General features: G+C 31.3%; 29 protein-coding genes. 9 read left to right on the top strand and 20 right to left on the bottom strand.

Annotation, left to right across the window (positions count from 1 at the left end; all coding sequences use genetic code 11):
- Nucleotides 1-290: 290 nt before the first annotated feature.
- The gene (locus tag BX611_RS09685) at nt 291-602 is read left to right on the top strand and encodes an isoamylase early set domain-containing protein (RefSeq protein WP_115880680.1); all 312 of its coding nucleotides are present in this window, start codon (nt 291-293) and stop codon (nt 600-602) included.
- 262 nt (nt 603-864) lie between these two features.
- Here the strand turns inward: BX611_RS09685 and galK are convergent, their stop codons facing one another.
- From galK to BX611_RS09670, 3 genes are all read right to left on the bottom strand, one after another.
- Nucleotides 865-2,001, bottom strand: a complete 1,137-nt coding sequence (gene galK, locus BX611_RS09680) for a galactokinase (RefSeq protein ID WP_115880678.1) — start codon at nt 1,999-2,001, stop codon at nt 865-867.
- Between the two features lie 36 nt (nt 2,002-2,037).
- Nucleotides 2,038-3,054: a UDP-glucose--hexose-1-phosphate uridylyltransferase gene (locus BX611_RS09675; RefSeq protein WP_115880676.1), complete on the bottom strand. Its 1,017-nt coding sequence runs from the start codon at nt 3,052-3,054 to the stop codon at nt 2,038-2,040.
- 116 nt (nt 3,055-3,170) lie between these two features.
- Complete coding sequence (locus BX611_RS09670) at nt 3,171-3,851, bottom strand: NUDIX hydrolase (protein ID WP_115880674.1); 681 nt, start codon at nt 3,849-3,851, stop codon at nt 3,171-3,173.
- A gap of 902 nt (nt 3,852-4,753) precedes the next feature.
- Here BX611_RS09670 and BX611_RS15050 point away from each other — a divergent pair.
- From BX611_RS15050 to BX611_RS09645, 4 genes are read left to right on the top strand one after another with little or no spacing between them, the layout of a single operon-like run.
- Nucleotides 4,754-5,509 (top strand): hypothetical protein, encoded by a 756-nt coding sequence (locus BX611_RS15050; RefSeq protein ID WP_162880013.1) that lies wholly within the window; start codon nt 4,754-4,756, stop codon nt 5,507-5,509.
- Nucleotides 5,509-5,904 (top strand): DUF5675 family protein, encoded by a 396-nt coding sequence (locus tag BX611_RS09655; RefSeq protein ID WP_115880668.1) that lies wholly within the window; start codon nt 5,509-5,511, stop codon nt 5,902-5,904. Before BX611_RS15050 ends, BX611_RS09655 begins: the two co-directional genes overlap by 1 nt.
- A 3-nt stretch (nt 5,905-5,907) precedes the next feature.
- A complete protein-coding gene (locus BX611_RS09650) occupies nt 5,908-6,132 on the top strand; it encodes a hypothetical protein (RefSeq protein ID WP_115880666.1) in 225 nt (74 codons plus the stop codon).
- Nucleotides 6,125-6,319: a hypothetical protein gene (locus tag BX611_RS09645; protein ID WP_115880664.1), complete on the top strand. Its 195-nt coding sequence runs from the start codon at nt 6,125-6,127 to the stop codon at nt 6,317-6,319. Before BX611_RS09650 ends, BX611_RS09645 begins: the two co-directional genes overlap by 8 nt.
- Before the next feature lie 197 nt (nt 6,320-6,516).
- Here the strand turns inward: BX611_RS09645 and BX611_RS09640 are convergent, their stop codons facing one another.
- The 3 genes from BX611_RS09640 to BX611_RS09630 form a co-directional block, all read right to left on the bottom strand.
- Nucleotides 6,517-8,502: a hypothetical protein gene (locus tag BX611_RS09640; protein WP_147296413.1), complete on the bottom strand. Its 1,986-nt coding sequence runs from the start codon at nt 8,500-8,502 to the stop codon at nt 6,517-6,519.
- Between the two features lie 208 nt (nt 8,503-8,710).
- Nucleotides 8,711-9,076, bottom strand: coding sequence for a DUF2493 domain-containing protein (locus BX611_RS09635; RefSeq protein WP_115880660.1), 366 nt, complete (start codon nt 9,074-9,076; stop codon nt 8,711-8,713).
- A 55-nt stretch (nt 9,077-9,131) separates the two neighbouring features.
- Nucleotides 9,132-9,536: a DUF6943 family protein gene (locus BX611_RS09630; RefSeq protein WP_115880658.1), complete on the bottom strand. Its 405-nt coding sequence runs from the start codon at nt 9,534-9,536 to the stop codon at nt 9,132-9,134.
- A 376-nt stretch (nt 9,537-9,912) separates the two neighbouring features.
- Between BX611_RS09630 and BX611_RS09625 the strand changes: the two genes are divergently transcribed.
- The 4 genes from BX611_RS09625 to BX611_RS09610 all read left to right on the top strand — a co-directional run bounded on the left by BX611_RS09625 (nt 9,913) and on the right by BX611_RS09610 (nt 13,031).
- Nucleotides 9,913-10,362, top strand: a complete 450-nt coding sequence (locus BX611_RS09625; protein WP_115880656.1) for a LexA family protein — start codon at nt 9,913-9,915, stop codon at nt 10,360-10,362.
- A gap of 3 nt (nt 10,363-10,365) precedes the next feature.
- A complete protein-coding gene (locus BX611_RS09620; protein WP_115880654.1) occupies nt 10,366-11,622 on the top strand; it encodes a Y-family DNA polymerase in 1,257 nt (418 codons plus the stop codon).
- A 1-nt stretch (nt 11,623) separates the two neighbouring features.
- Nucleotides 11,624-12,355 carry an SOS response-associated peptidase gene (locus BX611_RS09615; RefSeq protein ID WP_115880652.1) on the top strand — a complete coding sequence of 244 codons (732 nt, stop codon included), beginning with the start codon at nt 11,624-11,626 and terminating at the stop codon, nt 12,353-12,355.
- 457 nt (nt 12,356-12,812) lie between these two features.
- Nucleotides 12,813-13,031, top strand: coding sequence for a hypothetical protein (locus BX611_RS09610; RefSeq protein ID WP_115880650.1), 219 nt, complete (start codon nt 12,813-12,815; stop codon nt 13,029-13,031).
- A gap of 452 nt (nt 13,032-13,483) precedes the next feature.
- Here the strand turns inward: BX611_RS09610 and BX611_RS09605 are convergent, their stop codons facing one another.
- The 14 genes from BX611_RS09605 to BX611_RS09540 form a co-directional block, all read right to left on the bottom strand.
- On the bottom strand, nt 13,484-14,068 hold the full coding sequence (locus BX611_RS09605; protein WP_115880647.1) for a methyltransferase family protein: 585 nt from the start codon (nt 14,066-14,068) through the stop codon (nt 13,484-13,486).
- A 64-nt stretch (nt 14,069-14,132) separates the two neighbouring features.
- Entirely contained in the window at nt 14,133-16,076 is a 1,944-nt protein-coding gene (locus tag BX611_RS09600; RefSeq protein ID WP_115880645.1) for a heavy metal translocating P-type ATPase, read from the bottom strand.
- A 132-nt stretch (nt 16,077-16,208) separates the two neighbouring features.
- Nucleotides 16,209-16,469 carry a hypothetical protein gene (locus BX611_RS09595; protein WP_115880643.1) on the bottom strand — a complete coding sequence of 87 codons (261 nt, stop codon included), beginning with the start codon at nt 16,467-16,469 and terminating at the stop codon, nt 16,209-16,211.
- 199 nt (nt 16,470-16,668) lie between these two features.
- Nucleotides 16,669-16,938 (bottom strand): hypothetical protein, encoded by a 270-nt coding sequence (locus BX611_RS09590; RefSeq protein ID WP_115880641.1) that lies wholly within the window; start codon nt 16,936-16,938, stop codon nt 16,669-16,671.
- 61 nt (nt 16,939-16,999) lie between these two features.
- A complete protein-coding gene (locus BX611_RS09585; protein ID WP_147296412.1) occupies nt 17,000-17,221 on the bottom strand; it encodes a hypothetical protein in 222 nt (73 codons plus the stop codon).
- Nucleotides 17,222-17,232: 11 nt separating this feature from the next.
- Entirely contained in the window at nt 17,233-17,619 is a 387-nt protein-coding gene (locus BX611_RS09580) for a DUF302 domain-containing protein (RefSeq protein ID WP_115880637.1), read from the bottom strand.
- 66 nt (nt 17,620-17,685) lie between these two features.
- A complete protein-coding gene (locus tag BX611_RS09575) occupies nt 17,686-17,910 on the bottom strand; it encodes an SHOCT domain-containing protein (protein WP_115880635.1) in 225 nt (74 codons plus the stop codon).
- Between the two features lie 73 nt (nt 17,911-17,983).
- Nucleotides 17,984-18,682 carry a c-type cytochrome gene (locus tag BX611_RS09570; protein WP_115880633.1) on the bottom strand — a complete coding sequence of 233 codons (699 nt, stop codon included), beginning with the start codon at nt 18,680-18,682 and terminating at the stop codon, nt 17,984-17,986.
- Between the two features lie 66 nt (nt 18,683-18,748).
- The gene (locus BX611_RS09565; RefSeq protein ID WP_115880632.1) at nt 18,749-19,162 is read right to left on the bottom strand and encodes a Fur family transcriptional regulator; all 414 of its coding nucleotides are present in this window, start codon (nt 19,160-19,162) and stop codon (nt 18,749-18,751) included.
- 4 nt (nt 19,163-19,166) lie between these two features.
- Nucleotides 19,167-19,505 (bottom strand): P-II family nitrogen regulator, encoded by a 339-nt coding sequence (locus BX611_RS09560; RefSeq protein ID WP_115880631.1) that lies wholly within the window; start codon nt 19,503-19,505, stop codon nt 19,167-19,169.
- Nucleotides 19,506-19,619: 114 nt separating this feature from the next.
- Nucleotides 19,620-20,807 (bottom strand): efflux RND transporter periplasmic adaptor subunit, encoded by a 1,188-nt coding sequence (locus BX611_RS09555; protein ID WP_115880630.1) that lies wholly within the window; start codon nt 20,805-20,807, stop codon nt 19,620-19,622.
- A gap of 3 nt (nt 20,808-20,810) precedes the next feature.
- The gene (locus tag BX611_RS09550) at nt 20,811-25,202 is read right to left on the bottom strand and encodes a CusA/CzcA family heavy metal efflux RND transporter (protein WP_115880628.1); all 4,392 of its coding nucleotides are present in this window, start codon (nt 25,200-25,202) and stop codon (nt 20,811-20,813) included.
- Nucleotides 25,203-25,276: 74 nt separating this feature from the next.
- The gene (locus tag BX611_RS09545; protein ID WP_115880626.1) at nt 25,277-25,591 is read right to left on the bottom strand and encodes a DUF6660 family protein; all 315 of its coding nucleotides are present in this window, start codon (nt 25,589-25,591) and stop codon (nt 25,277-25,279) included.
- A gap of 83 nt (nt 25,592-25,674) precedes the next feature.
- Nucleotides 25,675-25,881: a GDCCVxC domain-containing (seleno)protein gene (locus tag BX611_RS09540; protein ID WP_115880624.1), complete on the bottom strand. Its 207-nt coding sequence runs from the start codon at nt 25,879-25,881 to the stop codon at nt 25,675-25,677.
- Between the last annotated feature and the right edge of the window lie 70 nt (nt 25,882-25,951).

Below are 25,951 nucleotides of genomic sequence, written 5' to 3'. Positions count from 1 at the left end.
ACAAAAAATATTTTTTCAATATAAAATAGTATGTATTTAATAAGAATATTTTAAAAAAGATAAGTTTTAATTGAGAATTAAATAAAAGTAGTTTAAAATTTTAAAGTTGTAATTTTACTCATTTTAATTTGGTTTTAGATACTCCTAAAAAAACATAAGTTGTATATAATTAACCTTAAATTTAAAAAATATGTTTATAGGATAATATAGAATATAAATATGAAAATAGAGTTGTAAAACATTACATACAAATGAGTTAAATTTGTTGTATAATATTAATTAAAATTATTATGAGTTTAAAGAAACAATTTTTAAAGAGTAAGCCAGTTTGTAAAGTAACTTTTCTAATGGAAAAAGAAGCTGCTTTAGGTGCTGAAAAAGTTGATTTGTTGGGAGAATTCAATAATTGGAACACTGCTGAACCAATTATTATGAAAAAGTTAAAAAATGGTTCGTTTAAAGTAACCATTGACCTACCTACTGAAAATGAATTCCAATTTAAATATTTATTGGATGGAGAAAAGTGGGTAAACGACGAAAGTGCGGATAAATATGTGAATAGTGGTTTAGGTGCAGAAGAAAATTCTGTAGTTACATTGTAAATAGCATTATTTACTAAATGATACACATTATTAGTGAACACAAAAAAAGAGAATTTGAAAGCCAAATTCTCTTTTTTTTTTACTACTAACTAAAAAAATCAAAAACATTACTTATTTCAAGTAAGTAATGAAATATAGTTCAAAAATATAGTTAATTGAGAGTATATTCTATGACTTTTATCATACTTCTAAAAAAAATAATTATTTATTTGAAATTTAAGTTCGTTTTAAAATTACTTTTTCTTGTTTGCTAATTATTAAGTTATTTTTTAATAGAAGTTCCTTCGCTTGGATTAGCTTCAAAAGCTGTTAATTTAATATTGAATTTGTTAAAATAGGCTTCTGATGCTGCTTCTGTGAATTTCTCAACAGCGTTTTCATGTACAATATTAATTGTACAGCCCCCAAAACCTCCACCCATCATTCTCGCTCCAATAACTTCGTCAAAATTCTTTGAAAAGTCGACCAAGAAATCTAATTCAGGACAACTCACTTCATATAAATTTTGCAATCCTGAATGCGTATCATACATATTTTTACCCATTACTTTAAGTTCATTGTTTTTTAATGCTTCAACAGTATTTAAAACGCGTATTTTTTCGTCAATTACATAGCTACATCTATTAAACATTTCTTCAGAAAATTCATTTTTATATTCAGCCAACATTTCTGAAGATACATCACGTAGAGATTTTACAGTTGGATATTTATTTTGAATAATTGCTACACCTTGCTCACAGGTTTTTCTTCTTTTATTGTACTCACCATCTGCTAAATTATGTGATACATTAGTGTTTAGAAGTACTATTTTATAGGGTTTTATTTGAATAGGAACATATTCATAATCTAACGATTGGCAATCTAATAAAATAACATGACCTGCTTTACTCATTACTGAAGCAAACTGATCCATGATTCCACATTTTGTTCCAACATAATTATGTTCAGCTCTTTGACCAATTTCAACCAATGTTATTTTTGTGAAGTTTAATTTAAACAACTCATTTAAACCAAATGCTAATCCGCATTCCAAAGCTGCTGAAGAACTTATTCCTGAACCTACCGGAATATCACTATTCAGTATACAGTCAAATCCTTCAAGCTTATTTGATAGCTGTTGAATTTCATAAATAACTCCTAAAATATAGTTTTCCCATTGCTTTTTGCTCGGTTTAACATTGTTTAAATCAAATGAAAAACTAGTGTTAAAGTTTGCACTAAAAACATTACAAGTTGAAGGTGTATTATTTTTTTTAAATTTAAATTCAATTTTTTTATCAATAGCAGTTGGCAGTACAAAACCATTATTATAATCGGTATGTTCACCTATAATATTAATTCTACCTGGCGAATTTATTATTAAATCTGATTCTTTATTTGTGAAATTTAGATCTTTCATAATTTTTTTATTTTAAATGAAAAGCTATTGAAAAGGTTATAATGACTTTAATTGTTGGGCAGCAAATTCTGCAGTTACATCTCTCTGAGGCATTGCAAACATTTCATACCCTACCATAAATTTTTTCACGGTTGCCGATCTTAATAATGGCGGATAAAAACTCATATGCCAATGCCATTCCTTGTACGATTTTCCGTCTGTTGGAGCCTGATGAATTCCAGAAGAATATGGAAATGAAGTATTAAATAGCTTATCGTATTTTTGGGTTAAAGTTTTTAATTGTTGTGCAAAATCAACATTTTCCTCAGCTGTTAATTCATTTATAGTAGCCATCTGTCTTTTAGGAACTATCATAGCTTCATAAGGCCAAACTGCCCAAAAAGGAACTAGGGTTACAAAATTCTTATTTTCAGAAATAATTCTAGTACCATCTTTTAATTCTTGTTCAATATATTTTTGCAATAAACTAATCCCTTCTTTTTTGTAAAAAGCCTTTTGCGTAGCTGTTTTTTTTATAATTTCAGTTGGAACAGACTTTTGTGCCCATATTTGTCCGTGAGGATGAGGATTGCTACACCCCATTACACTTCCTTTATTTTCAAATATTTGAACATAATTAATATTACTATCAGTTCCTAACTTTTGGAATTCAGATTGCCAAGTTTCAACAACTTTTACCAAAGAAGGAATATCCATATCAGGAATTGTTAAAGAATGATTTGGCGAAAAACAAATTACTTTACAAATACCACTTTCACCTTCAGCTTTTAGAAGTCCATTGTTGTAATTAAAAGCAGGAGTATCTTTTAAAAGTGCTCCAAAATCGTTTGTAAAAACATTTGTATTTTTATAATCATTGTTTTTGGTACCGCTAATTCTTGAATTGGTAGGGCATAGGTAGCATTCCGGATCGTAAGAAATTTGTTCTTTTTTTTCGTTAGACTCAGTTTTTCCTTGCCAAGGTCTTTTAGTACGATGTGGGGATACTAATACCCATTCTTCGGTAAGTATATTTAATCTTCTATGCGGATGATTTTCCAAATGTGAATTCATAATTTAATTAATTTCTTAAGGTTTGAACCTTAATATCGATTATTAAACGTCAAATATACGCTTAATAAAATTAATAAAAAAATACTTATAAATATGAATATGTTAATTGAAACTTTTTATAATTCAAAGTTATAGCCATTAGCTATAAAACTGTCGAATTTTTTCTTGTTAAATTTATATAAGAAAGCACCTTTTTTTGATGTTGATTTATCTTTTAAATCGGTTTTAGTAAGGATGTCATAGGAGAATATTTTTTTTCTAAAATTTCTGTCATCCAGTTTTTTATTATAAATACACTCGTACAATAGTTGTAATTGTGGAATTGTGAATTTTTCGGGGAGTAATTCAAATCCTATTGGTTGGTATCGTGCTTTTTGCCTTAGTTTGGTTATCGCATTATCAACCATTTCTCTATGATCTAAAATAAGTTCAGGAATTTCATCTAAATTAAACCAATGTGCATCAAATTTTTCAACACTTTCTTCAACAATTTCATTAATTCTCGTTAAGCTAAAAAAAGCTACTGAAATTACGCGTTCACCAGGATCTCTATCAACTTTGCTATACGTCTGTAGTTCTTCAAGATAAATGTCTTTTAATCCAGTATATTCAAATAAAATTTCTTGTGCTGCCTCATTTAAACTTAAATTTTCGTTTATAAAGGCTCCCACTAACGACCAATTTCCGCTGTAGGGTTCCACTTTTCTTTTAAATAGCAATAGTTTTATTTGCTCAGAATCAAATCCAAAAATTATACAATCAACAGCTATTAAAAGTTTTTGTTTGTTTTTATACATAGATTTACTATTTAAAAAATTCTTTTTTAACACGCAACTTTAATAAGTGTTAAATATACGTTTACAATTTAAAATTAACAATTTTAATAACTAAATAATTATAAAAGGTTACTTTCAATTTTTTCATTTTTTAATAAACTATGGATAAATTAAAATCAAAATAGCAACGTTAAAAATGCTTATAGAAAATAGTTTGTTATGCTTTGCAACCAAATTTTATGAGTATTAAAAAAATATGGCGTTTTATTAGCTTTAAATATAAAATGATAATATTTAATATAAAAGTCTAAGTAAAATAAAACCGTGATAATTTTATAATTAACACGGTTTTGAAACTTTTTGCAAGTTGTATTGTGACCTCGACAGGATTCAAACTTATTTGAATTTCCCTTGTAAACATTGGGTTTTCCTGAGCCTTGTATTTATATGTTGACCGATTTGTTGACCTAAATTTTGATAGCCATTGTTGAGTTTTAAACTCTCAATCTTGATAACAAATATACAAAATTTAAACCATCAAATAACACCAAAACATAGCAAATGTTATGATACTTTCTGTAAATAGTCGTTCACAATGTCAATGTTGATGCCACTGTATTCTGCGAATTCTTCTGAAGTAATAAATTGATGTGATTCCTTCCCAAAATGCACTTTTATTTCATTGAGCAATTTACGACCATAGCGTTCAGTTCTGCCAGTGATGCATTGAATGTCTTTTGGGTATATGCAGGCTCTAATTATTTTCATTTCATACTCTATCCATACTTTATCCTACCAGTATCTATACTTTATCTGTGTTTAATTCGGAACAAATTGGATGTTTCGGAATGGATGGTTGTTGGTTTTTTAATTTTCACTTAAAGATAGGTTCATTTGTTGAGAATTAAAAATTTTAAGTAATTATGGCTAGACAAAGTGGTATTATTAAATTAAAAGGAACTATAGGAGGTATTTCCTTTTACAAAACAAGTGACGGACATCTTGCACGTGAAAAAGGTGGTGTGGATGCCTCAAGAATTGCCAATGATCCAGCGTTTCAAAGAACGCGTGAAAATGGTTCTGAATTTGGAACTGCTGGTAAAGGTGGAAAATTAGTTAGAAATGCGATTCGTATTCTTTTGCAGAATGCAAAAGATAAAAGAGTGGTTAGCAGATTAACTACTGATCTTTTGAAAATTGTAAAAACTGACACCACAAATGAACGTGGTTTAAGAACTGTTCAAGATGGAAATTTAGAACTATTAAAAGGTTTTGAATTCAATCTTAATGGAAAATTAGGAGCTACATTATTTACTCCTTTTACAGAAGTGTTTGCAAGACCTACTGGAGAAGCTGTATTGAGTATTGCCCCTTTTGCTCCAACGATTCGAGTTGCTGCTCCAGCTGGGACTACTCATTTTAAAATTGTTATGGGTGCTGCTGAGATTGATTTCGCTGCTGAAACTTCTGTTTTTGAAAGTGATGAAACTGCTGTATTGCCTTATGACAGCTCCGACACTGCTCAAATTGATTTGATGGCAGCTTTATCTGCAAATTCAGTATTACCTGTAATTCAGGTTTTGGGAATTGAATTTTACCAAGAGGTAAATGGCGCTATGTATCCGTTGAAAAATGGTTCCTACAATGCATTGTCAATTGTAAAAGTTGATACGGTATAGTGGAACTTGTTTTACATAGAACGTATTTTAAAGAGGGTACCAACGGTGCCCTTTTTATCAATAACCAATTTGTAGGTTTTTGTATTGAACTGCCCTGGAAAGAAAATGCAAAAAGAGTGTCTTGTATTCCTGAAGGTGTGTATGAATTAAAACCTCGGTATTCTGACAAGTTTAAACATCATTTAATACTCCAAAATATACCAAAAAGAAGTTTGATTTTGATTCATCCTGCCAATGATGCTAACAAAGAATTGCAAGGCTGTATAGCTCCTGTAAGTTCACTTACAGGGATTGCCAAAGGATTACAATCTCGGATTGTTTTTCAGAAAATACTTTCTGTTTGTTACCAAGCATTTGACCGAAAAGAAAAAGTAACCTTAACTATTAAAAACTAACTTATGAAATTACTAGAACGTTATCAAAAACCAACTCCATCTTTTTTTAGAAAATTGAGAAACATTGGCATTGCTTTAGCAACTGCTGGAGGTGCTATTATTGCAGCTCCCATTGCATTGCCTGCAACCATTATAACCATTGCCACCTATTTAACAGTTGCCGGAACTGTGGCGACTGCTGTAAGCCAGGCGGTAGTTAGTGACAATGAAAGTGAAGACAATGGCTAATAATGATATACAATTACGCTACGGAATTGTTGGAGGTACTTTTCTTTCTACTATTTTTAATATCAGCTTACACGATGTTGTTTTTACGGTTGTAATGGCTGTTATTGGGGCAGTTGTAAGTTTTTTTGTTTCTTATGTGCTGAGGAAATTGTTTTCAGATTCAAATTCCTCTAAAAATAAATCATAAAAAATGCCTAGCTATTTTAGCCAGGCATTTTTTGTTAAGACATGTAGTGTTTAATGGATTTTTATAAAATTTGAGCAACTGGAAAATCGGAAATTTTTCGGTTAAAGCAAATAGTTTGTTAAATGTTTATCGTTTTAAATTTAGTTTAAATGAAAGCATAAATTTTATACATCTTTGTTGTGGGCTGGGTTTATCTTTCATCTAAAATCTTCAATATGAGGTTCTGTATTCATAATTCTGTAATTTTTTTCCAAATCTTCTATGATTTCATTTTTTATGATTAAGCGACTTCTTTTTAGAAATGTAAATTTTATGCATTTCAATACCGTTTTATGTTCTACAAATCTTATGAAAAAGGAGGAGATAAATAATACCAAAGCTATTAAAGTTGCAAGTAATGGATTAATTGTGTTACTGTAATTGTAATTAATGAACCATAATGCAATAAGAATAATAAGACCAATCAAGTATAACCAAGCAACATTATTTATCTTGATGCTTTTTTTAGCAAAATTTAATTCAACTTCTTTCTCTAGCTTTGATATGTATTTATTAGATGCAATTTCAAATTTTTTCAGGACTTCACTTTCCATTAATTTATTTAGTAATACTGTCTGTTTTTCAATCTCTTCTTGCTGCTGATTTAATTTTTCAAATATCTTTTCATCATTTTTTGAGAAGGTTTTAACAGTTTCAATGAAGTCCTCATCTGGTGCTGCCGCTAATTCCGATGCTTCACCATTTGTTAATTGCCCCTCAGCCATTCTGATACTTATTGCATAAACATCTTTTTCAACAATGTCTCCATTCTCTAATGCTGATTTTGCTCTAGAATTAATGTCTCGAATTACCTTAATACTTGGCACTTTATTTTTCCTATACTTTGCTATATATGTTGATAATCCTCCTTTTGCCAAAGTTCTTACATTAATACTATCCTGACTTGGATTTGCTAACCATAAAAGTGAAAGTAGTTCATTTGCAGATATTTTAAATCTTTGATGCAATTTAAAACCTATTCCTGTATAGTAATCACTATGATAAGAATTGTTCAAAAACCAACATTTTACATCTGAAAATTCTTGAATACTATTTCCACGTTTCCCCAATACATAATAGTATGCAACAGTGTCATTTAATGCACTTAATTTTTGATTTTTTCTTATTACCAATAGCTCTTTATATTTTTCACTTTTTTTCGCTTTGATAATTAAGTCTTTAATTCTAGTGGCATGAATAATATCAAAACCAAATTTCTGAATTGTAGAATCAACACTATCTTTTATTCTTTCCAATTGTGTTTTATCAATATTTCGTCTTATGCAGGCTCCAAATACATCTGCTTCGTTTGTCAGACCAATGTCTTTATTTGCAAAATCCTGTATCCTAGAGCTTAGTAAAAATTTTACTTGTTCAATTGTACTATAAAGAATCGAGAACCTAAAACCCATTTTTGTACAAATATCAAAAAGTTGTTTACATGTAATATAAGACTCGTGAGTATTTAAATTGATTAGACTAATAAAGAAATTAGTATCGATTAGTAATTCTGACTTTGATACAGGTTTATTAATATTGAATTCAAGGTATGAAGACATTAAACTCCCCAGATAAATATCACTAATGATTTTAAATGTTTTGGTGTCTGAAAATTTGTTAGAAATATATTTCGGAATGATATAATTGAAATCAAAATCAGTACTGTTTTTGTCTGCAAACAAATCGATTTTTTGAGATATAATAAATCTAATTAATTCATCAAAATTAGAAATAGAATTATGTAATTGACAGAATTGTTCAAAATCATTTTTAAGTATTTGTAAATTATTATATTCTGAATCTATCTCTTCGTCTATATCGCTAAATATAAAAGAATTAATAACAAAGCCTTTGTCGTTATAATATGCAAAAACCTTTTCGTCCGATATTTCCTTACTAATCTGAGATAAAATGAAATCTAAAACTGCACTTGGAATATCTAAACCAAAATACTCTGATATTTTCACTTGAATCTCTGAAATATTTTTTCCTCTAACACTTGTACATTTGCTTTCATTTGCGAATTCAACTATAGCTTTTTTAACAATTGGAAAAAAAATTGCAACTATACTACTATGGTCTGAATCATTAGTCTCTTTCAAATGTGAAAGAAGTGAATAAGTCATTAAAGTATTGTCTTTCATAGGTGTTTTGGTTGTTAGTTAGCAGTTTTTTTTATCTTCCCAATAATTTATTAAATCCAAACAAATTGGACTGTATATCTTTTTTAATATTAAGATAAATGTTTGTATTTATTTGTTCTATTTATTTTTGAAATTAGCAATTTTTTCGATGTACTAATTTAATAAAAAAGAGTTTAAAAAATATGGTTGTTGTTAATTTAAAATGAATTTAGATTTCATTTGAATTAATTTGGCTTATATAAATTTTTAAACCTGTACTTTTCGCTAAATCAATCATATGTTTGGTTCCTTTGCTGGCGCCATCCCAAAAGGCAATTAATGCGTTAGCATAATTTGCCATTTGTTCATTTCGTTTTGGTCCAGCAGCTCTTCCAAATCTTTTCCAGTCGGCTGGAAATTGGGTTATTTTATAACCTCTCTCTTTTGCGTATTGCTCACCAAGTTTGTCAGCTCCTTTGTAGTAAGAACCGCTAACGATTTCAATATCGGTTTGATCCTGGAGAAACTGGTCACATACTTCAGATAGTTTTTTGTAGTCGGTATAGGTTCGACTTCCTGCAATAATGATTTTCATTTTATTGGTTTTTGATAAAAAGCCTAGCTGGAAGCCAGGCTTTTATGGTTGATTTTTAAGACCTCAACAACGCAATTTTTAATTGCTTGATTGTTGAAAGTTGCTGCTTAAGGTTTTCTTCAAAAGCATTGATTTTTTTGAGTTTTTCAACTTTGATTAGCCATTGTTGTTCCTGGTTGTTTTGAAGTGCTTCATTGATTACTCTTTTAGCATCTGAAATACTGATAAAAGGGATAACACTTCCTTTTAAATAATAACTGAAGAATTGCCCTGTTTTAAGTGATAAGCATAAATAATACAAGGATTCCCGGGTTGGTTCTGCAGCTGTTGTAATTACAAAACAGTTGGGGCAAGGCTGGTTCATCGGCCTGCCACTGTTTAAGCCTTTCGATAAGATAAAAAAGTGGGGTGTGTTGTAGACTCTTCCTGGTTGGTGGGTTTTGATTTCAAAATTAGACATAGGTACGCAATTAAAGTTATGCTTCACTGCGTTCCGCACACATAAATTTTGAAACAAAAAGAAAAAAGAAAGCAATGTTACTGGTTGTGAGGGGTAGCCTGTCAAGGTTTTTGAGAAAAATACGACCTGTGTTTTTATAAAAAAACGGAGACGAACATTTGTGAGGTGGAGATTTTTTTCAAAACCCAAAGGGCTTGACCTTGAAAGGTGTTGTGCGGCTGGAGAAGGGAACAACCGAGTTTTGCTGTCTTTTTTTATTTTTTTTGTATTGTATTATCGTTTGGAGGTTGTATAAAAAAATGGTTAATTACTTTCACTCTGTTTGTGGAATATGTGTTTTATAAAAACTTAATTTTGTAAAAACAAATCATAAAAAATGAAACTTTTGAAATTACATCAAACAAGCACCTTAGAAATTTATTCAGCGGATACCTCAACAAGCATAAGTTTACCTTTTGTTGAAAGTGGTATTAGCGCAGGGTTTCCAAGTCCTGCGGATGATTTTTTAGATGCTGCCATTGATTTGAATAAAGAGTTTGTAAAAAACCCTAGCACTACATTTTATGGTAGAGTAAAAGGTGATAGTATGATAAATGCCGGATTGAATAATGGGGATTTATTGATTATTGACAAAAGTTTAGAGCCTGTAAATAATAAAATTGCTGTCTGTTTTATTGATGGAGAGTTTACCGTAAAACGCATAAAAATTGAAAAAGATATTATTTGGTTGGTAGCTGAAAATGAAAAGTATCAACCTATAAAAGTCACTGCGGATAATGATTTTATTATTTGGGGAATTGTTACTACAGTTATAAAAAATGTATAAAAAATGTATGCTTTAGTTGATTGCAATAATTTTTACGCATCGTGTGAACGCGTGTTTCGACCTAATTTAAGGAATGAGCCAATAGTGGTTTTATCCAATAATGATGGTTGTGTTATTGCACGTAGTAATGAAGCAAAAGCATTAGGAGTACCTATGGGAGCACCTGCATTTAAATTTAAGGAGTTGTTTGAAAAAAACAATATTCACGTATTTTCATCAAATTATGCCTTGTATGGAGATATGAGTCATAGAGTTATGAGTTTACTAGCTACTTATACACCTGATATTGAAATTTATAGCATAGATGAGGCTTTTCTTCAATTTAAAGGTTTTAAGCATTTTGATTTACAATCTTATGCTGAATCTATAAAAAAGACTGTTGATAAAGGTACAGGAATACCTATTAGTATAGGAATTGCACCCACAAAAGCACTCTCAAAAGTTGCCAATAGAATTGCAAAAAAATTTCCAAAAGAAACGAAAGGTGTTTATATTATTGATTCTGAAGAAAAAAGAATAAAGGCTTTAAAGTGGTTAGCTGTTGAAGATGTTTGGGGTATTGGCAGAAAACATTCTAAAAGGCTACAAGCTAAAAATATACTAAAAGCTTATCAGTTTGTAAATTTACACGATGATTGGGTACGTAAACAAATGAGTGTTGTAGGATTGCGTTTAAAACACGAATTAGAGGGCAAAGAAACTTTAGGATTGGAAGTGTTTCAAAAGAAAAAAGCAATAGCAACTACCAGAACTTTTGAAGGAATGCATACTGACTTGGAAAGCATTAAAGAACGTGTGAGTACCTTTGCTGTAAGCTGTGCTGAAAAGCTACGTAAACAAGGAAGTTGCTGCAATGTGGTGATGGTTTTTTTACATAGCAATTGGCACAGAAAGGATTTACCACAATATGGAAAGAATATTGTTGTAAAAACACAGTATCCAACCAATTCAAGTATTGATATTATAAAATATGCAGTACAAGGGTTGGAGCATATTTTTAAAGAGGGGTATCATTATAAAAAAGCAGGAGTTATCGTAATGGGAATTACTCCTGAAAACACCAAACAATTTACGTTGTTTACTAAAGAAAATCCGAAGCATATACCCTTAATGAAAACTATTGATAGTTTGAATAAAAGTATTGGGCAAACCAAAGTAAAATTTGGCTCACAAGATATTGGTAGAACTTGGAAAATGAAACAAGAACGATTATCACCTAGATATACCACAAAGCTTACTGAAATTATTAATATTTATTAATATGTGCTTCCATACCTCACATACAAAAAAAGTAAAAAAAGTTGAGAATAGGTTTAAGGTTCAACTCATTGATGACGCTTTAAGAGAAACCTATGATACACCACATTTTCATAATAATGGATTTGAGCATTTAAATTCGTTAATTATACCACAACAAAAAGCTACACATTTAATCCCTGCAACTTGGGGAATTGTGCCACCTGCTAAAAAGGTAAGTGAGATTAAAGAATACTACAAGCAACAATTAAAATATGGGAGTGGGTTGAATGCACGAAGTGAAAAGTTATTTGATTATTGGTTGTATGAGAAATCAGCGTTTACCAAACGTTGTATTATTCCTGTCAGTGGTTTTTTTGAACCACACGAATACAATAAACAAAAATATCCGATTCATATTAAGCAAAAAGATGATGATTTAATGGGTTTGGCTGGAATATACACTGTTGTTGAAAACATTGTTACTTATACTATTTTAACAAAAACTGCTAGTCCTTTGTTTGCAAAAATTCATAATAAAAAATTACGACAACCAGTTATTTTATCTCAACATCTAGAAACTGATTGGATGAATGGTTCACTTTCTGAAAATGAGGTAAAAGAGTTGTTAAATATTCCTTTTGATGATACTAAAATTGAAGCTTTTGCAGTAAGCAAAGATTTATTTAATAGCAGGATTGATAGTAATACAGCAACTATTTTACAGGAAGACACTTCAATACTATTACATTTTTAAATAATAAAAAACCAAAGCCATTGCCTTGAGGGATACAGTCCAACAGGAATTACGCTTTGGTTTATGTTACCCATTACAAGAGATTATAACTCCAATACTGAAATAACACTACAAAAATAATAAAAAGTTTGTTTTGCAGGTAATCGAGAGCAAAAATGCGGTAGCATTTAGGCGAGCCGCCTGGCGAGTTGAACGAAGGGTGTTGGGGCAAAAGTACGTTGCCTTCGGCATAAGTGCGTGCAACAACTACGTGGCACACGCAGGGTTGGCGCTGTTTTTGCTTACTTTTTTTTGAATTCAAATGTATGATGAGGGAAAGGCAAGTGCAAGATATGAAGTGAAGAATGTAGCGTATTGTGTACATCGCTTTTGGTTATTTGCTGCTTGTTTTAAGTTGTTGGTTTGATAGGGTGCTAATTATTAATTTTATTGAATTAGCGAAGTGCCAAAACGAGAAATGATGAACGGAATATCTTGCTCTTGTGAGCGTTTGCAATATGGTTTAATCGCGAGTGCTAAGGAGTGGTTAAATTATATGCAAAATGGATTTACTTATTCTGAAGTAAGTACTGCAAAAACTGTGACAACCCGATTAGCCCGGAGTGAGCAGCAGGCGAGCCAAAATTATGAAACAGCGGTTGTACCCAATAAAATGACTTGCGTAGCAAAACATTAAAGGGTTTGGGTACAAAAGATAGCTGTGGGTGAGGAATGCGTGGAATGTGTGCAATAAAATAAGTAAGTAGTGCCAACGAGGATGTGTCACCGCAGTGGTACTACTTACGGTACCTGCAAGTTTTATTTTGACTATTGTTGAGGTTGTGAATGTTGAAATGAATTGATAGTTTATTGGCTACCAAAAAAAAACTTGAAGGTATATTTTATGAAACAAAATTAAGCAATTGACGAACACCTTATTACCTGCACGGATGTTTCTAGCTTATTGGGACTATTCTAATGGAAACGGATTTAAAAGCGCAAAGGCAAAAAGTAAGTGCTTTTTTTAAAGCTCTTACTGCGCGGAATTGGAAGCTGTATGGAATGTAGTGGTAACGGAATGGAATACTGCTGGAGATGGTTTTTTCAGATCTAAAACATACTATCTTACGAATTAGAATTAATCCTCAATTATTTTAAGTTAAGTGTTAAATATCTATTTACCTTTCTTTTGTATTCTATATATTTTTCATTGTGCTTTGATAGTAAATACTCCTCTTCATCCAAAATCATTTTATGAAAAATGATTACGAGTAGAACATATAAAACGATTAAGATACTTGAAGGGAAAATTAAAATGTATCCTAAAAAAAGAATATTATACGATAAAAAATAAGGGTTTCGGCTAATGCTATATATCCCAGTTGTAATCAATTTGGTTTTTTGATTATATTTAATGCCTACTCTCCAAGAACTTTTCATTGCAATTAACGCAAAAATTCCAGAAATAAAACCAACAAAAACAACAATATAGCCAATTGATTTTAATGAGTGGTAATTCAATATTTCAATTTCAATAATCCATTTTGGTTTAAGTAAAGTTAAACGGAGCATTATTAATACATACATAATTGTTGAAATGATAATCGACATTGATAATTTAAATGATTTCCCTCTTATGGATTGTTTTGTAGCTAAATATGTCTTTATATTTCTAATTGCAAAAGCAAGAATAAAAAATACAAGTATGAACCCTAAAAATATTTTTTCTATCATTTTTTATTCCGTTTTCCTTTATAATTTGCAGGCATATTTATGCTCTAAAAGTAAAATGATTTATTTATTCCCACTTCATTCTTTGAATCCTAACAGCATTTAAAATAGCCAATAAAGCTACACCAACATCAGCAATTACAGCTTCCCATAAAGTTGCCATTCCTAAAGCGCCTAAAACTAATACCAAAATTTTTACACCCAACGCCAAACCAATATTTTGCCATATAATTTTAGTAGTTGCATTGCTTATTTTAATGGCTGTTGCAATTTTTGAAGGTTGATCAGTTTGTATTATTACATCGGCTGTTTCAATAGCGGCATCACTACCTAAACCACCCATAGCCAACCCTACATCGGCAATTGTAATTACTGGAGCATCGTTTATTCCATCACCTACAAAAGCAATGATTCTTCCTGCTGCTTTTAATTTTTCGACTGCTGTTATTTTATCTTCCGGCAATAATTCACCGATTGCTTTATCAATTCCTAATTGTTTGGCAATTTTATCAACAACGGCTTGTTTATCACCTGAGAGCATCACAATTTCAGTTATCCCTTTAATTGAGTGTAGTTCTACTATTGCTCTTTCAGCATCATCTTTAAGGGCGTCTGCAATTGTAATATAACCGGCATACTTTTTATTTATGGCAATAACAACAATGGTTTCAGTGTTAGAATTTAACTGTGAATTATATGAAATATTAAATTTTTCTAACAATTTAGTATTACCAGCTAACACCTCATACTCTCCAACTTGCCCTTTCATACCATAACCAGAAATTTCTTCAACCTTGGTTGCTTTAAAGGAAGTTTTATCAATTTTCGCATATTTTACAATGGCTTCTGCTATAGGATGGGTGGAATTTGCTTCTAAAACGGAAGTTAATTCAACTAATAATTCTTTATCAAAATTTGAGGCAACTATTTCTTGCACTTCAAAAACCCCTTTGGTAAGTGTACCAGTTTTATCCATAACAACCGTATCAATTTTGGTCATTAAGTCCAAAAAGTTAGAACCTTTAAATAATATACCATTGTGTGAAGCTGCTCCAATACCTCCAAAATAACCCAATGGAATTGAAATTACCAATGCACACGGACAAGAAATTACCAAAAAGATTAATGCTCTTTGAAACCACATTTGAAAAATATAGGCATCTCCAAGAAAAAAATAGGGAATTATAATCAAAGCTATGGCTAACCAAAACACAATAGGGGTGTATATTTTAGCTAAGCGACTCACTAATAGTTGTGTTTTAGCTTTTCTACCTACTGCTTCCTGTACTAATTTTAATATTTTGGAGAGTTTAGTGTCTTCGAATTTACTGGTAACTTTTATCGTTATTACTTTAGAAGTATTAATCATCCCAGCCAGTACCTTTTCTCCTTTCATTTTTGTGTCTGGTGCAGATTCTCCTGTTAATGCAGCTGTATTTAAAACGGCATCATTTGAAATTAATTCACCATCTAAGGCAATTTTCTCTCCAGGTTTAACTTGAATTTCTTGACCTATTTCAACTTCTCTTGGATGTTTTACGATAGCTTTATCATTTTCTAGCACTGTTACTTCTTCAACCTGTACTTTTAACAAGGATTCAATAGAACGTTTGGCTTTATTTACTGCTGCTTCCTGAAATAATTCTCCAACAACATAGAATAGCATAACAGCTACACCTTCTTCATACGAACCTATTAAAAATGCGCCAAGGGTTGCTATGGACATTAAGACAAACTCATTATAAATATCCCTTTTGACTATTAGTTTTAGAGCCTTTAAGATAACGGGGCCACCAATAAGGATATAGATAATACCAAACCAAATTAATGGAACAGGAGCTTTAAAATAATTGAAATCACAATAATCAAGAACAATACCTATTATCAATAAACATGCAGCTGTTATAGGAAGAATATATTCTTTATTTATTTTTATAGATTTATTTGATTTAATAGATTCTTTACTAAAATCTATATTACAAACTGAACCCTCTTTACACTCTTCTTTCATATTTCATCTATTATTTGGCTTCAAAAATAAGTAAATAGAGAATGCAACGAAAGTGCATTCTTCTTTGTCTTAAATATGTTATAATCAGTTTCATTACTTCTGACTTATTACGAATATGAGAGTTGAATTCGGTTAACTCATCAAATTCGATGATGCTAATTTAATATTCTCAAGTTCCAAGGGAAATCCAACAGCTGTTAAAATTTCTTTAAACGAATCTAAATTAAAAAATATTGGGTCGTATTCTATGTATAGATGCTCTTCCTCAAGACATAGACTAATAACTCCTTCTATGTTCAAAAAAGGTTTAAATTTCAAACGAAATTTACTTTGTTCTTCTGTTGTGAGAATTTTGTTTGTTTTCAAAACTTCTAGTTTAAATGAATTTTTCATGATTTTAAGTTTTAATGTTTATTAATTAATTATTAAATTTTTCAATTGGTTTTTCTCGTTTGGTATTTCTTTAAGTTCAGCTTCAAAAAAATTTACTAACTGGTAAATCTTTTATACTAGCCATCCCAACCTTTTTATACCAGTTTCATATTTTTATAAATCGTTATTGGATTTCATTCTATCAAACACTTGCATCAAACTAAGTGCAAAGCATAAAGTCAATAAATTTATTTGGTTTACCATCTAAACAAAGTTCGGCTTGTTTAATTTCATTATTTAGTAACTCTATAAATTTGTCATTATCACATAAGCCTATTTGAAAACCATTCACGTTTGCCATAATTAGAGGTTTAATTTCCTTAATTATTTGTTCCCTAAACTCCATACATTCATCTATATGGTATGTTGCATCGCATTTTAACTGTTTATTAATTCTTACTTTTCGCATATTTTCTAAATTTTTTGGCATATAAATCAGAATGTTTTTCTAGTTGCCGCCTGTAAATATTTGTAACATTTCATCAAAATTATTATTCAATTTTTACTTTTGATTTTCTAAACCAAACCAAATAAATAATTATTAGAGAAATCAATCCAGGAACAATTATTAAAACCGAGTTGAGTGTTTTTGTTATAGTTATTCCAAACCAAACCAGAGGAAACGATTCCGAATACTTTAAAACAGTTTGACCAATGGTAACAGAAGCTAAAATACCTGCCATGAACATTATGATTACTTTTAATTTCTCCATGGTCTTAGATATTAAATATTATCGATAACCCTTTTTAATTTATCTCTTACCTGAGAAGCTACTTCACTCAATGTTTCATTCTCTACTGCACTCATAGAAGCAGCGGGGTCAACCGCAGAAACTTCAATTTTACCCGCTTCTTTTTCCTGAACAATAACATTACAAGGCAACATTGTACCAATTTTATCTTCTGACAGAAGTGCTTTATATGCAAACTGGGGGTTGCAAGCACCCAAGATTCTGTAATTATAGAAATCTACATCGAGCTTTTTCTTTAACGTAGCTTTAATGTCTATTTCAGTTAATATACCAAAACCTTCTTTTTTTAGCTCTTCAGTGACTTTTTCAACTATCTGATCAAAATTTCCAGAAATGATTTTATTGAAATAATAGTTCATAATTATTTTTTATTTGGTATTAATAGATTCACTTTATAAATTTCCTCTTTGATTCCGACTGAACCCTTACTCCGCTTCTAGCATTCTTTTTCTTTCTTCAAACTCTTCTGTAGAGATATCTCCTGAAGCGTATTTACGTCTTAAAATTTCCAAAGAAGAATCTTTTCCTTTCTTATTAATCAAATATGGTTTTAACACCAAAAAGATTACTATTAATATGACAACCCAAAAGAGCCACCAGAATCCGTGCATTCCAAAATAATGCCAATCGTTGTTACATTCGTACCACATGATTTTTAAATTTTAGTATTAATTATTTTATGTTTTAAAGCAAATAACTTCTACACTGTATATTCAATATTATTTATCTCATCCCCATACCACAACCACAGCCTCTTCGCATTCTGTAGTTAGAGTTTTGAGCACTACTTTTCAGAGTACTTAAATAGGCATAGATATCTTCTTTATTTTTATTTTCCATAGCCTCAAATGAAGGCATATAACAAGGCCCCATATTTAATATTTGTTTAAATTGGGAAATATTAACCCAATTATTAACTCCATTAAGTAGAGGAGGCTTCATTCCCCATTGCATTTGTTTTGGTGAATTTGAATTTTCTACATCTGGTTCGTGGCATTGTGCACAATTTGCCACAAAAAGATTTTTACCTTGTTCTATAGAAGAAACTTCAGTTACAATAGCTGACTCAGTTGATTCACCGTATAAAAAACCTACAATGGCTTTTCTTTCTGAATCAGATAAATGAGAGAAATTAGGCATTATATTCCTTCCTGTTTTAAGCAGTTCACTTATATGATCTTTACTCAACTTTTGATTGATATCTACTAAAGAAGGAAAAGTCGGTAAGTTTCCTTGCCGTTCAGAGCCGTGACAAACAGCACAGTTATTTTGAAATAGTTCACTACCTGTTATCTTTAGCTCTTTTTTAATAGGCTGATAATTGTTTGTAGCAATTTTAGAATTATTGCTTTGAAAACCATACGCTAACATAATTAATATGGTTAATAATAAACCGAAACCTATATTCATTTTTGTTTTCATATTGTACTTATTTACGAATTAATATTCAATAAAAGTACTTCTATTTATAGTGCAACGGAAGTGCATTTATGTGTTGCATTTATCACAAATACCTGTAACCGTTAAACTAACATTATCTGCCTCATAACCATCAGGTAACTTTATATAAGGAATTTTATTTTTGGGAAAACAAATAGTTTCATTACAAATTTTACAGTGAAAATGTACATGCAAATCCGTTTCTATTTCACAATGGCAATTTTCTTCACACAACGCATATTTTGTAATTCCGGTGCCATCAACAATTTTATGTGCAATTTCGTTTTTTACAAAGGTTTTTAAAGTACGGTATATTGTAGTTCTGTCTGATTTTATAAAATGATCTTCTAAGTCCGTTAAACTAACTGCTGCATTTTTATTTCTGAGAAGTTGTAAAACCAACAAGCGCATAGCAGTTGGTTTTACATTCTTATTCTCCAATATTTTTTCCAAATCTTGCATAGTGCTAAATATTAAATCTTTTTATGGATTTGCCTGTTTTAATTCTGTACGCATCATTAATGTCTGATACATAAATAATCCCATCTGCAGGATACGGTGTAGCGGCATTTTTACAAATGAGCTGGCAAGCTTGTTCGGCTTCTTCATTTTGGCAAACCAATTCAAGTTTAATCATTTTACTGTCCGCAAAGTGAAATTTTAACGAAGGCAATGAGTCCTCACGTTTATAAGTTCCTGTGCCTTCACATTCTGATAATGTTACGCTTTCGAAGCCGTTTTCTTTAAGGGCTTCCACTACGTTCTCTAATTTAATTGGTTTTATAAATGCTTTAATTTCTTTCATCTGGTTATATTTAATGTTTTTTTAATGTCAGATGTAATAAGCAAATAGTCATTTCGGTTGGTCTTGAAATACTGATTACGCTTATTTCATCTTTTCTAATTTTATATTGATTTATTAATCATCATCGCCGAATTCACTTTTCTGCATTTCAGAATTCAAGTAATAGGCTCCTTTTAATACAATAATTGTGTTTTCCGGAATTTTTTCAATAAACAAAACTTCAGAAAAACCTAAATCGGAAATACCTTTATTGACCTTTATTTTTTCAAATTCAATTTTATTGTCAGTTTTGTTCTTTTGGACAAAAACATAATCCAATCCTTTTTCACTTACAAAGGCTTCATTTGGCAACGCATTCACTACTTTACTTGATGTAGTGATTCTGGCTTCCACAAACATTCCCATTAACAAACCATCGTGTGTTCCAATTATTTTAGCGTGTACTTTTACAGCCCGAGTATCCATATCAAAAGCTTTACCCAAGGCAAAAATTTCAGCTTCATAAATTTTATCAGGCCGTGTTGTTAATGTAAAGGCTATTTTTTGCCCTACTTTAGCATTGTCTACATCTTTTTCAAACACTTTTAAGCCTAAATATAGATACTCATTATCAACAATTTCAAACATTTCTTGCTCTGGACCCACGAATTTTCCAATATTAATTTGAATGTTTTGAACAGATCCTTTTATGGGAGAAACTACAGGAACAGTAGTTGTTATTTTTCCATTTTCTAAAGCCGAAATATTTATTCCCATTAACTGTAAAGTTGATTTTGCAGCATTCAATGCCGATTTTCCTTCATTGTATGCAGCTTCTGCTTGCTGAAATGATTTTGCCGAAGTAATTCCATCTTTTAAAAGCGCTTTTTTACGTTGATAATCTTGCTCTAAAAATGAAATATTGCTTTTTGCCGAAAGATATTCGCGCTGCATTGTGATAAATTCAGGGTTGTTTAACTGGGCAAGAACTTGCCCTTTTTTTACATAATTGCCTTCAATAACGGCAATGCTTTGAACGCGGCCACCAACAATAGCACTTACACTTGCCATATTTTGAGGAGGTAATTCTAATTGCCCATTCACTTTTAATGAGGAACCTAAATTAACTTGTTTGGTTGTGCCTAATTCTATGTTCATTACTTCTAATTGTTTTAGTTGCAATGCAACTATATTAGAAGTTTCTTCTTGTTCGCCACCTTCTTCATTATGTTCTTCATTTTGTTGGGTAGTCTTATCTTGGCAACTCCCTAAAACAATAATAAGAAGTAGTAAAATGGTGCTTGTTTTTAATATATTTTTCATCTGTTAATTATATTTTCCTGTTAGATAATTGATTTCATTCACGGTTTGATTGTACAGATTTAGCCTATCCAAATAATCCCTTTTAATTTGTACTGCTTGCTCTAAAGTTGTGATATATTCTACATAACCAACTTCGCCTTCTTTATAGGCTGTATTGGCTGAAGAAAAAAGTTTATCGGCCAATTGCAAGCCTTTGGTTTCATAATATAATAATGATGCCTTATGTTTTTCATATTCTTGGATATTAGCCTGTAATACCGAGTTAATATCTAATTTAGTTTGTTCAAAATTCATTTGGGCTATTTCAGTATTTTTCTTGGCGGCTTGTGTTTTTCCTTTTTGAGACCAAAAGAACAAAGGGACTTTTACACCTACCTGAAACCCGGTAAAGTTTTCTACACCTTCTATTTGCTGATTGAAATAACCGGCAGATAAATCGGGTAAAAACTGTGCCTTTTCTAATTTATATTCTCTTTCTGAAACAGCAACAAATTGTTCCTGAACTTTTAAAATTGGACTATTGTCACCTGATTCTTCCGAAATAAAAGAGGTTTTTTGCAAGGTACTATCTGAAATTGTTAAAGTATCTGTTATATTAAGGATTAATTGCAATTGCCTTCTTAAATTATCTACATCTAAACTTGCTTCAGATTTTAAGAGGTTTATTTCTTCCCGTTTCCCTTCAGCAGACATTTTCTCTATTAAATTTGTTTCACCAGATTCAAATCTTTTTTCGGCAATAATGGCAAAACTTTGAAACTCTTTTTCTAAATTTGAAATTAAAATAAATTTACTTTTAGCAAACCACAACTCCATATAAGCCGCTCTCACATTCCGTTCCAACCTATTTTTTTCGAGAGCCAAAGAAACTTCGCTTAATGCAATCCGTTCTTTCTGTAATTTTGATTGTGTGCCATAAACAGTTGGAAATTTAAAATCTTGATTCACGCTGATTTCATAATCGGTTTGCAACCCATTTAGTTGCCCTTTTGTATATGAAATTGCTGTTTTATCTAAATCGAAAGCCGATTTTTTTAAACTTTCTTGCTTTTCAATTTCCAGATTGGCCGCTTTTATGGTTGGATTATTTTCAAACGCAATGGCAACAGCTTCCTCTATTGTTAAATGTTGAGGCTGTTCTTGGGCAATTGCTGAATTTATTCCTATGAAAGAAAAGAAAACCAGTAGTATTATCGATAAAATTGAGGTATTCATTGTACTTGTTTTTTTATCTATTCTTTTTTGTGAACGCTTTTCAACAAAATAATATAACACGGGAACCACCAATAGTGTTAATAGGGTTGATGAAATTAAACCGCCAATAACAACGGTGGCTAAAGGTCTTTGCACTTCAGCACCTGCAGATGCAGATATTGCCATTGGCATAAAGCCCATAATTGCTGCAAAAGCCGTTAATAATATGGGGCGCAAACGTTCTTCGGTTCCCAATAAAATACGATCTTTTAAATTTGTCATTCCTTCTAATTTTAAGCTGTTAAACCTACTTACCAGCACTAAACCATTTAATACAGCTACACCAAACAACACCACAAAACCAACACCTGCCGAGATGCTAAATGGCATACCACGTAAAAACAGGCTAAAAATTCCGCCAATAGCCGCCAATGGCACCGCCATATAAATCATTGTTGCTTGTTTTACAGAGTTTAAGGCGAAATAAAGCAATATGAATATCAGAAATAGGGCAATAGGCACTACAATGGTTAAGCGTTCTTTAGCGCGCTTCAAATTTTCAAAAGAGCCGCCATATTCAATAAAATAGCCATCAGGCAGATCTAATTCAGCATCTAATCTTTTCTGTACTTCCTCTACCATAGATTCCACATCTCGACCTTTTACATTAACACCCACAGAAACTCTTCGATAGGTATTATCACGAGAAATTTGCATAGGACCAGGTTTGTAACTAATGTCAGCTAATTCATTTAAAGGAATTTGTGAACCACCATTTGGCAAATCCACAAATAGGTTTTTTAAATCATCAATGCTTTGTCTATAATTATCTGAAAAACGAACTACCAAATCGAAGCGTTTTTCACCTTCAAAAATGATTCCTGCATCTGCGCCTGCAAATGCAGTGCTCACATATTGGTTTAATTTATCAATGGACAAACCATATTTAGCCAATTTTGCTCTTTGATAATTCACTGTAATTTGTGGCAAACCTTGAGTAGCTTCTGCACGTACACCTTCTGCACCATCAACCGTTTGGATAATTTTAGCCATTTCTTCCGCTTTAATTGCAAGTACATCCAAATCGTTACCATATAATTTAATAGCAACATCTTCACGAACACCTGTAAGCAATTCATTAAATCGTAATTCAACTGGTTGTGTAAACAGAAAATTGGCACCTACAATAGCTTTCAACTTAACTTCCATTTTTTCAATTAATTCTTCTTTGGTTGCTGCTGAGTTCCATTTACTCTTATCTTTTTCAAGAATGATAAACGTATCCACAATATCCATAGGCATTGGGTCTGTTGGTATTTCTGATACTCCGATTCTGCCAACCATTGTTTTAACTTCATCAGGGAAATTAGCATTGATGATATTTTCCGCTTCTTCTGACACTTTTATGGATTCTGACAGCGAACTACCGGGTTTCATGAAAATTTGCATTGCAATATCCCCTTCATCTAATTTTGGAATAAATTCTCCTCCCATTCTTGCAAACACAAAAGCCGCAATTACAAATAAAAACACAGCCATAGCAAGTACCATTTTTCTGAACTTTAAAGCACCTTGAATTAAAGGTTTATATACTTTAAAAATGCCTGTCATCATTTTACCACTAATTTTGGTTAACCAATCTTCAAGTTTGGAGAACCAATTTCGTTTTTTCTGTGAGGTTGGCTTTAAAAATAATGACGCCATTACAGGTACATAGGTTAAGCATAATAATAAAGCGCCTAAAACAGCAAATCCAAAGGTGTATGCCATAGGGGTAAACATTTTACCCTCTACACCAGTTAAGAATAAAATAGGTGTAAAAACGATAAGGATAATTAGTTGGCCAAAAAAAGCCGAGTTCATCATCATACTACTCGATTTATAAGTAAGTTCGTCCATTTCTTGAGACGTAAAATCGGCTTTATTCTTTTTGATTCGTTGCTCTATATGATGCACAGTTCCTTCAACTATAATAACAGCCCCATCCACTATAATTCCAAAATCAATAGCACCTAAAGACATTAAATTTGCCCAAACCCCTGTTGCTTTCATCAAAATAAAAGCGAACAATAAGGATAAAGGAATAATAGATGCCGTTAGTAAACCTCCTCGTAAACTTCCCAACAATAAAACCAATACAAATACAACAATCAATGCCCCTTCAATTAAGTTTTTTGAAACGGTGCTTGTAGTACGTGCAATTAAATCACTTCTATCTAAAAAGGGTTTTATTTCAAGACCTTCTGGTAGTGATTTTTGAATATTTTCAATACGTTTTTGAACATTTTTAATCACTTCATTCGGATTCTCTCCTTTTAGCATTAGTACTTGACCACCAACAGCTTCCTGGCCGTCTTCAGTGAAAGCGCCATAACGAACTGCAGACCCAAAACGAACGGCATCAGCCACATCTTTTATTAAAATGGGTGTGTTTTCATTGTTTTCTATAACAATATTTTCAATGTCTTCTAAAGTTCTTGCTAAGCCTTCTCCACGAATAAAGTTGGCCTGATGATTTTTTTCGATGTAAGCACCACCTGTATTGGAGTTGTTAGCCTCAAGAGCTTCAAAAACCTCACTAATACTAATTCCCATACTGTTCAGTCGATTGGGATTTAATGCTATTTCGTATTGTTTAACATTACCTCCAAAAGAATTGATTTCAACTACTCCTGGTACTAATGCCATTTGCCGCTTAACAATCCAATCTTGAATAGTTCGTAAATCTGAAGGCGAATATTTATGTTCAAATCCCTCCTTTGGCACCAATGAGTATTGGTAAATTTCTCCCAAACCAGTAGCGATTGGCGCCATAAATGGCTTTCCAAAACCTGCCGGTATATCTTCTTGTATTTCAGCTAATTTTTCTTGAACCAATTGGCGGGGTAAATAAGTTCCCATTTCATCTTTAAATACAATGGTTACTACTGAAAGGCCAAAACGAGATACAGAACGCAACTCTGTAACACTTGGTAAATTAGCAACAGCCAACTCAATAGGATAGGTAACAAATTGTTCAATATCTTCTGTTCCCAAATTGGGAGCAACAGTAATTACTTGTACTTGATTGTTGGTAATATCGGGTACAGAACCCAATTTTATGGTCATCATTGAATGTATTCCAGCACCAATAAGTACCAAAATAAATAAGCCAACAATGAATTTATTGTTAATAGAAAAGCGAATGATTTTATCGATCATTTTATGATATGTTTAAGTTATAAAAATGTGTAATCACCAACAAAAATGCAGGTGCTTAAAAACGTATTTATAAACTAAACTTGAGGGGGCTGATCTATTTTGTTAGAAAAATTATTTAAGAAGAATGTTTCTTGTATGCCAATAACTGCTTTTGAAGCTATTGTAATATAAAGCTCTTTCTCAACAGGTGGCGTTGGTTTTGTGATACTAATAGAACAACATGCGCAAATACAAAAAGGAGAGCATAAATCCATCGTATTATCACCGTTATCATCATTATTTTGAGTAATTGAAGCTAATTGCTCAGACCCAAAAACAGCTTCATCATCACAATGTATTGCTGTTAAGGCTATAGAATAAATAGATAATATGATTACTAATACTTTCATTAAGGAAGCAAATATAACAATTTAATAAATGCAATAGGGTTGCAAAGTTTTTTTAGCAGCGTTTTAATTTTATTTAAAAAAGGTTAACAGCAACCTTTTTTTTCTTGAATAGATGGGCAAGCGACTGTTCCATAAGTACAATATATACAGCAATCTCCTTCATTTGGTTTTAGAACGCTTTTACAATTTTCACATTCGTAAAAGAATTGACAAGCATCTGTTGGCATTGTTTCCTCTTTTTTATGTCCACAGTTTGGACAAGTGATTTCTGATTTTAATATGATTTTCATAAATTTTGTTTTTTGACCTACTTAATTTATTGCTTTTTAAATATACAAATAAATTGATGCAATGGTAGTG

Origin of the sequence: Lutibacter oceani, assembly GCF_003384935.1 — a bacterium.
GTDB classification, from domain to species: domain Bacteria; phylum Bacteroidota; class Bacteroidia; order Flavobacteriales; family Flavobacteriaceae; genus Lutibacter; species Lutibacter oceani.
Note: the sequence above shows the minus strand (reverse complement) of the source record. Positions and strands in the feature narration are given on the sequence as shown.

Bases quoted from the DNA above. Each gene is read 5' to 3' on its own strand.
- BX611_RS09685 (WP_115880680.1), top strand. From the start codon at position 291: ATGAGTTTAAAGAAACAATTTTTAAAGAGTAAGCCAGTTTGTAAAGTA.
- galK (WP_115880678.1), bottom strand. From the start codon at position 2,001: ATGAAAGATCTAAATTTCACAAATAAAGAATCAGATTTAATAATAAAT.
- BX611_RS09675 (WP_115880676.1), bottom strand. From the start codon at position 3,054: ATGAATTCACATTTGGAAAATCATCCGCATAGAAGATTAAATATACTT.
- BX611_RS09670 (WP_115880674.1), bottom strand. From the start codon at position 3,851: ATGTATAAAAACAAACAAAAACTTTTAATAGCTGTTGATTGTATAATT.
- BX611_RS15050 (WP_162880013.1), top strand. From the start codon at position 4,754: ATGGCTAGACAAAGTGGTATTATTAAATTAAAAGGAACTATAGGAGGT.
- BX611_RS09650 (WP_115880666.1), top strand. From the start codon at position 5,908: ATGAAATTACTAGAACGTTATCAAAAACCAACTCCATCTTTTTTTAGA.
- BX611_RS09645 (WP_115880664.1), top strand. From the start codon at position 6,125: ATGGCTAATAATGATATACAATTACGCTACGGAATTGTTGGAGGTACT.
- BX611_RS09640 (WP_147296413.1), bottom strand. From the start codon at position 8,502: ATGAAAGACAATACTTTAATGACTTATTCACTTCTTTCACATTTGAAA.
- BX611_RS09635 (WP_115880660.1), bottom strand. From the start codon at position 9,076: ATGAAAATCATTATTGCAGGAAGTCGAACCTATACCGACTACAAAAAA.
- BX611_RS09630 (WP_115880658.1), bottom strand. From the start codon at position 9,536: ATGTCTAATTTTGAAATCAAAACCCACCAACCAGGAAGAGTCTACAAC.
- BX611_RS09625 (WP_115880656.1), top strand. From the start codon at position 9,913: ATGAAACTTTTGAAATTACATCAAACAAGCACCTTAGAAATTTATTCA.
- BX611_RS09620 (WP_115880654.1), top strand. From the start codon at position 10,366: ATGTATGCTTTAGTTGATTGCAATAATTTTTACGCATCGTGTGAACGC.
- BX611_RS09615 (WP_115880652.1), top strand. From the start codon at position 11,624: ATGTGCTTCCATACCTCACATACAAAAAAAGTAAAAAAAGTTGAGAAT.
- BX611_RS09610 (WP_115880650.1), top strand. From the start codon at position 12,813: ATGATGAACGGAATATCTTGCTCTTGTGAGCGTTTGCAATATGGTTTA.
- BX611_RS09605 (WP_115880647.1), bottom strand. From the start codon at position 14,068: ATGATAGAAAAAATATTTTTAGGGTTCATACTTGTATTTTTTATTCTT.
- BX611_RS09600 (WP_115880645.1), bottom strand. From the start codon at position 16,076: ATGAAAGAAGAGTGTAAAGAGGGTTCAGTTTGTAATATAGATTTTAGT.
- BX611_RS09595 (WP_115880643.1), bottom strand. From the start codon at position 16,469: ATGAAAAATTCATTTAAACTAGAAGTTTTGAAAACAAACAAAATTCTC.
- BX611_RS09590 (WP_115880641.1), bottom strand. From the start codon at position 16,938: ATGCCAAAAAATTTAGAAAATATGCGAAAAGTAAGAATTAATAAACAG.
- BX611_RS09585 (WP_147296412.1), bottom strand. From the start codon at position 17,221: ATGGAGAAATTAAAAGTAATCATAATGTTCATGGCAGGTATTTTAGCT.
- BX611_RS09580 (WP_115880637.1), bottom strand. From the start codon at position 17,619: ATGAACTATTATTTCAATAAAATCATTTCTGGAAATTTTGATCAGATA.
- BX611_RS09575 (WP_115880635.1), bottom strand. From the start codon at position 17,910: ATGTGGTACGAATGTAACAACGATTGGCATTATTTTGGAATGCACGGA.
- BX611_RS09570 (WP_115880633.1), bottom strand. From the start codon at position 18,682: ATGAAAACAAAAATGAATATAGGTTTCGGTTTATTATTAACCATATTA.
- BX611_RS09565 (WP_115880632.1), bottom strand. From the start codon at position 19,162: ATGCAAGATTTGGAAAAAATATTGGAGAATAAGAATGTAAAACCAACT.
- BX611_RS09560 (WP_115880631.1), bottom strand. From the start codon at position 19,505: ATGAAAGAAATTAAAGCATTTATAAAACCAATTAAATTAGAGAACGTA.
- BX611_RS09555 (WP_115880630.1), bottom strand. From the start codon at position 20,807: ATGAAAAATATATTAAAAACAAGCACCATTTTACTACTTCTTATTATT.
- BX611_RS09550 (WP_115880628.1), bottom strand. From the start codon at position 25,202: ATGATCGATAAAATCATTCGCTTTTCTATTAACAATAAATTCATTGTT.
- BX611_RS09545 (WP_115880626.1), bottom strand. From the start codon at position 25,591: ATGAAAGTATTAGTAATCATATTATCTATTTATTCTATAGCCTTAACA.
- BX611_RS09540 (WP_115880624.1), bottom strand. From the start codon at position 25,881: ATGAAAATCATATTAAAATCAGAAATCACTTGTCCAAACTGTGGACAT.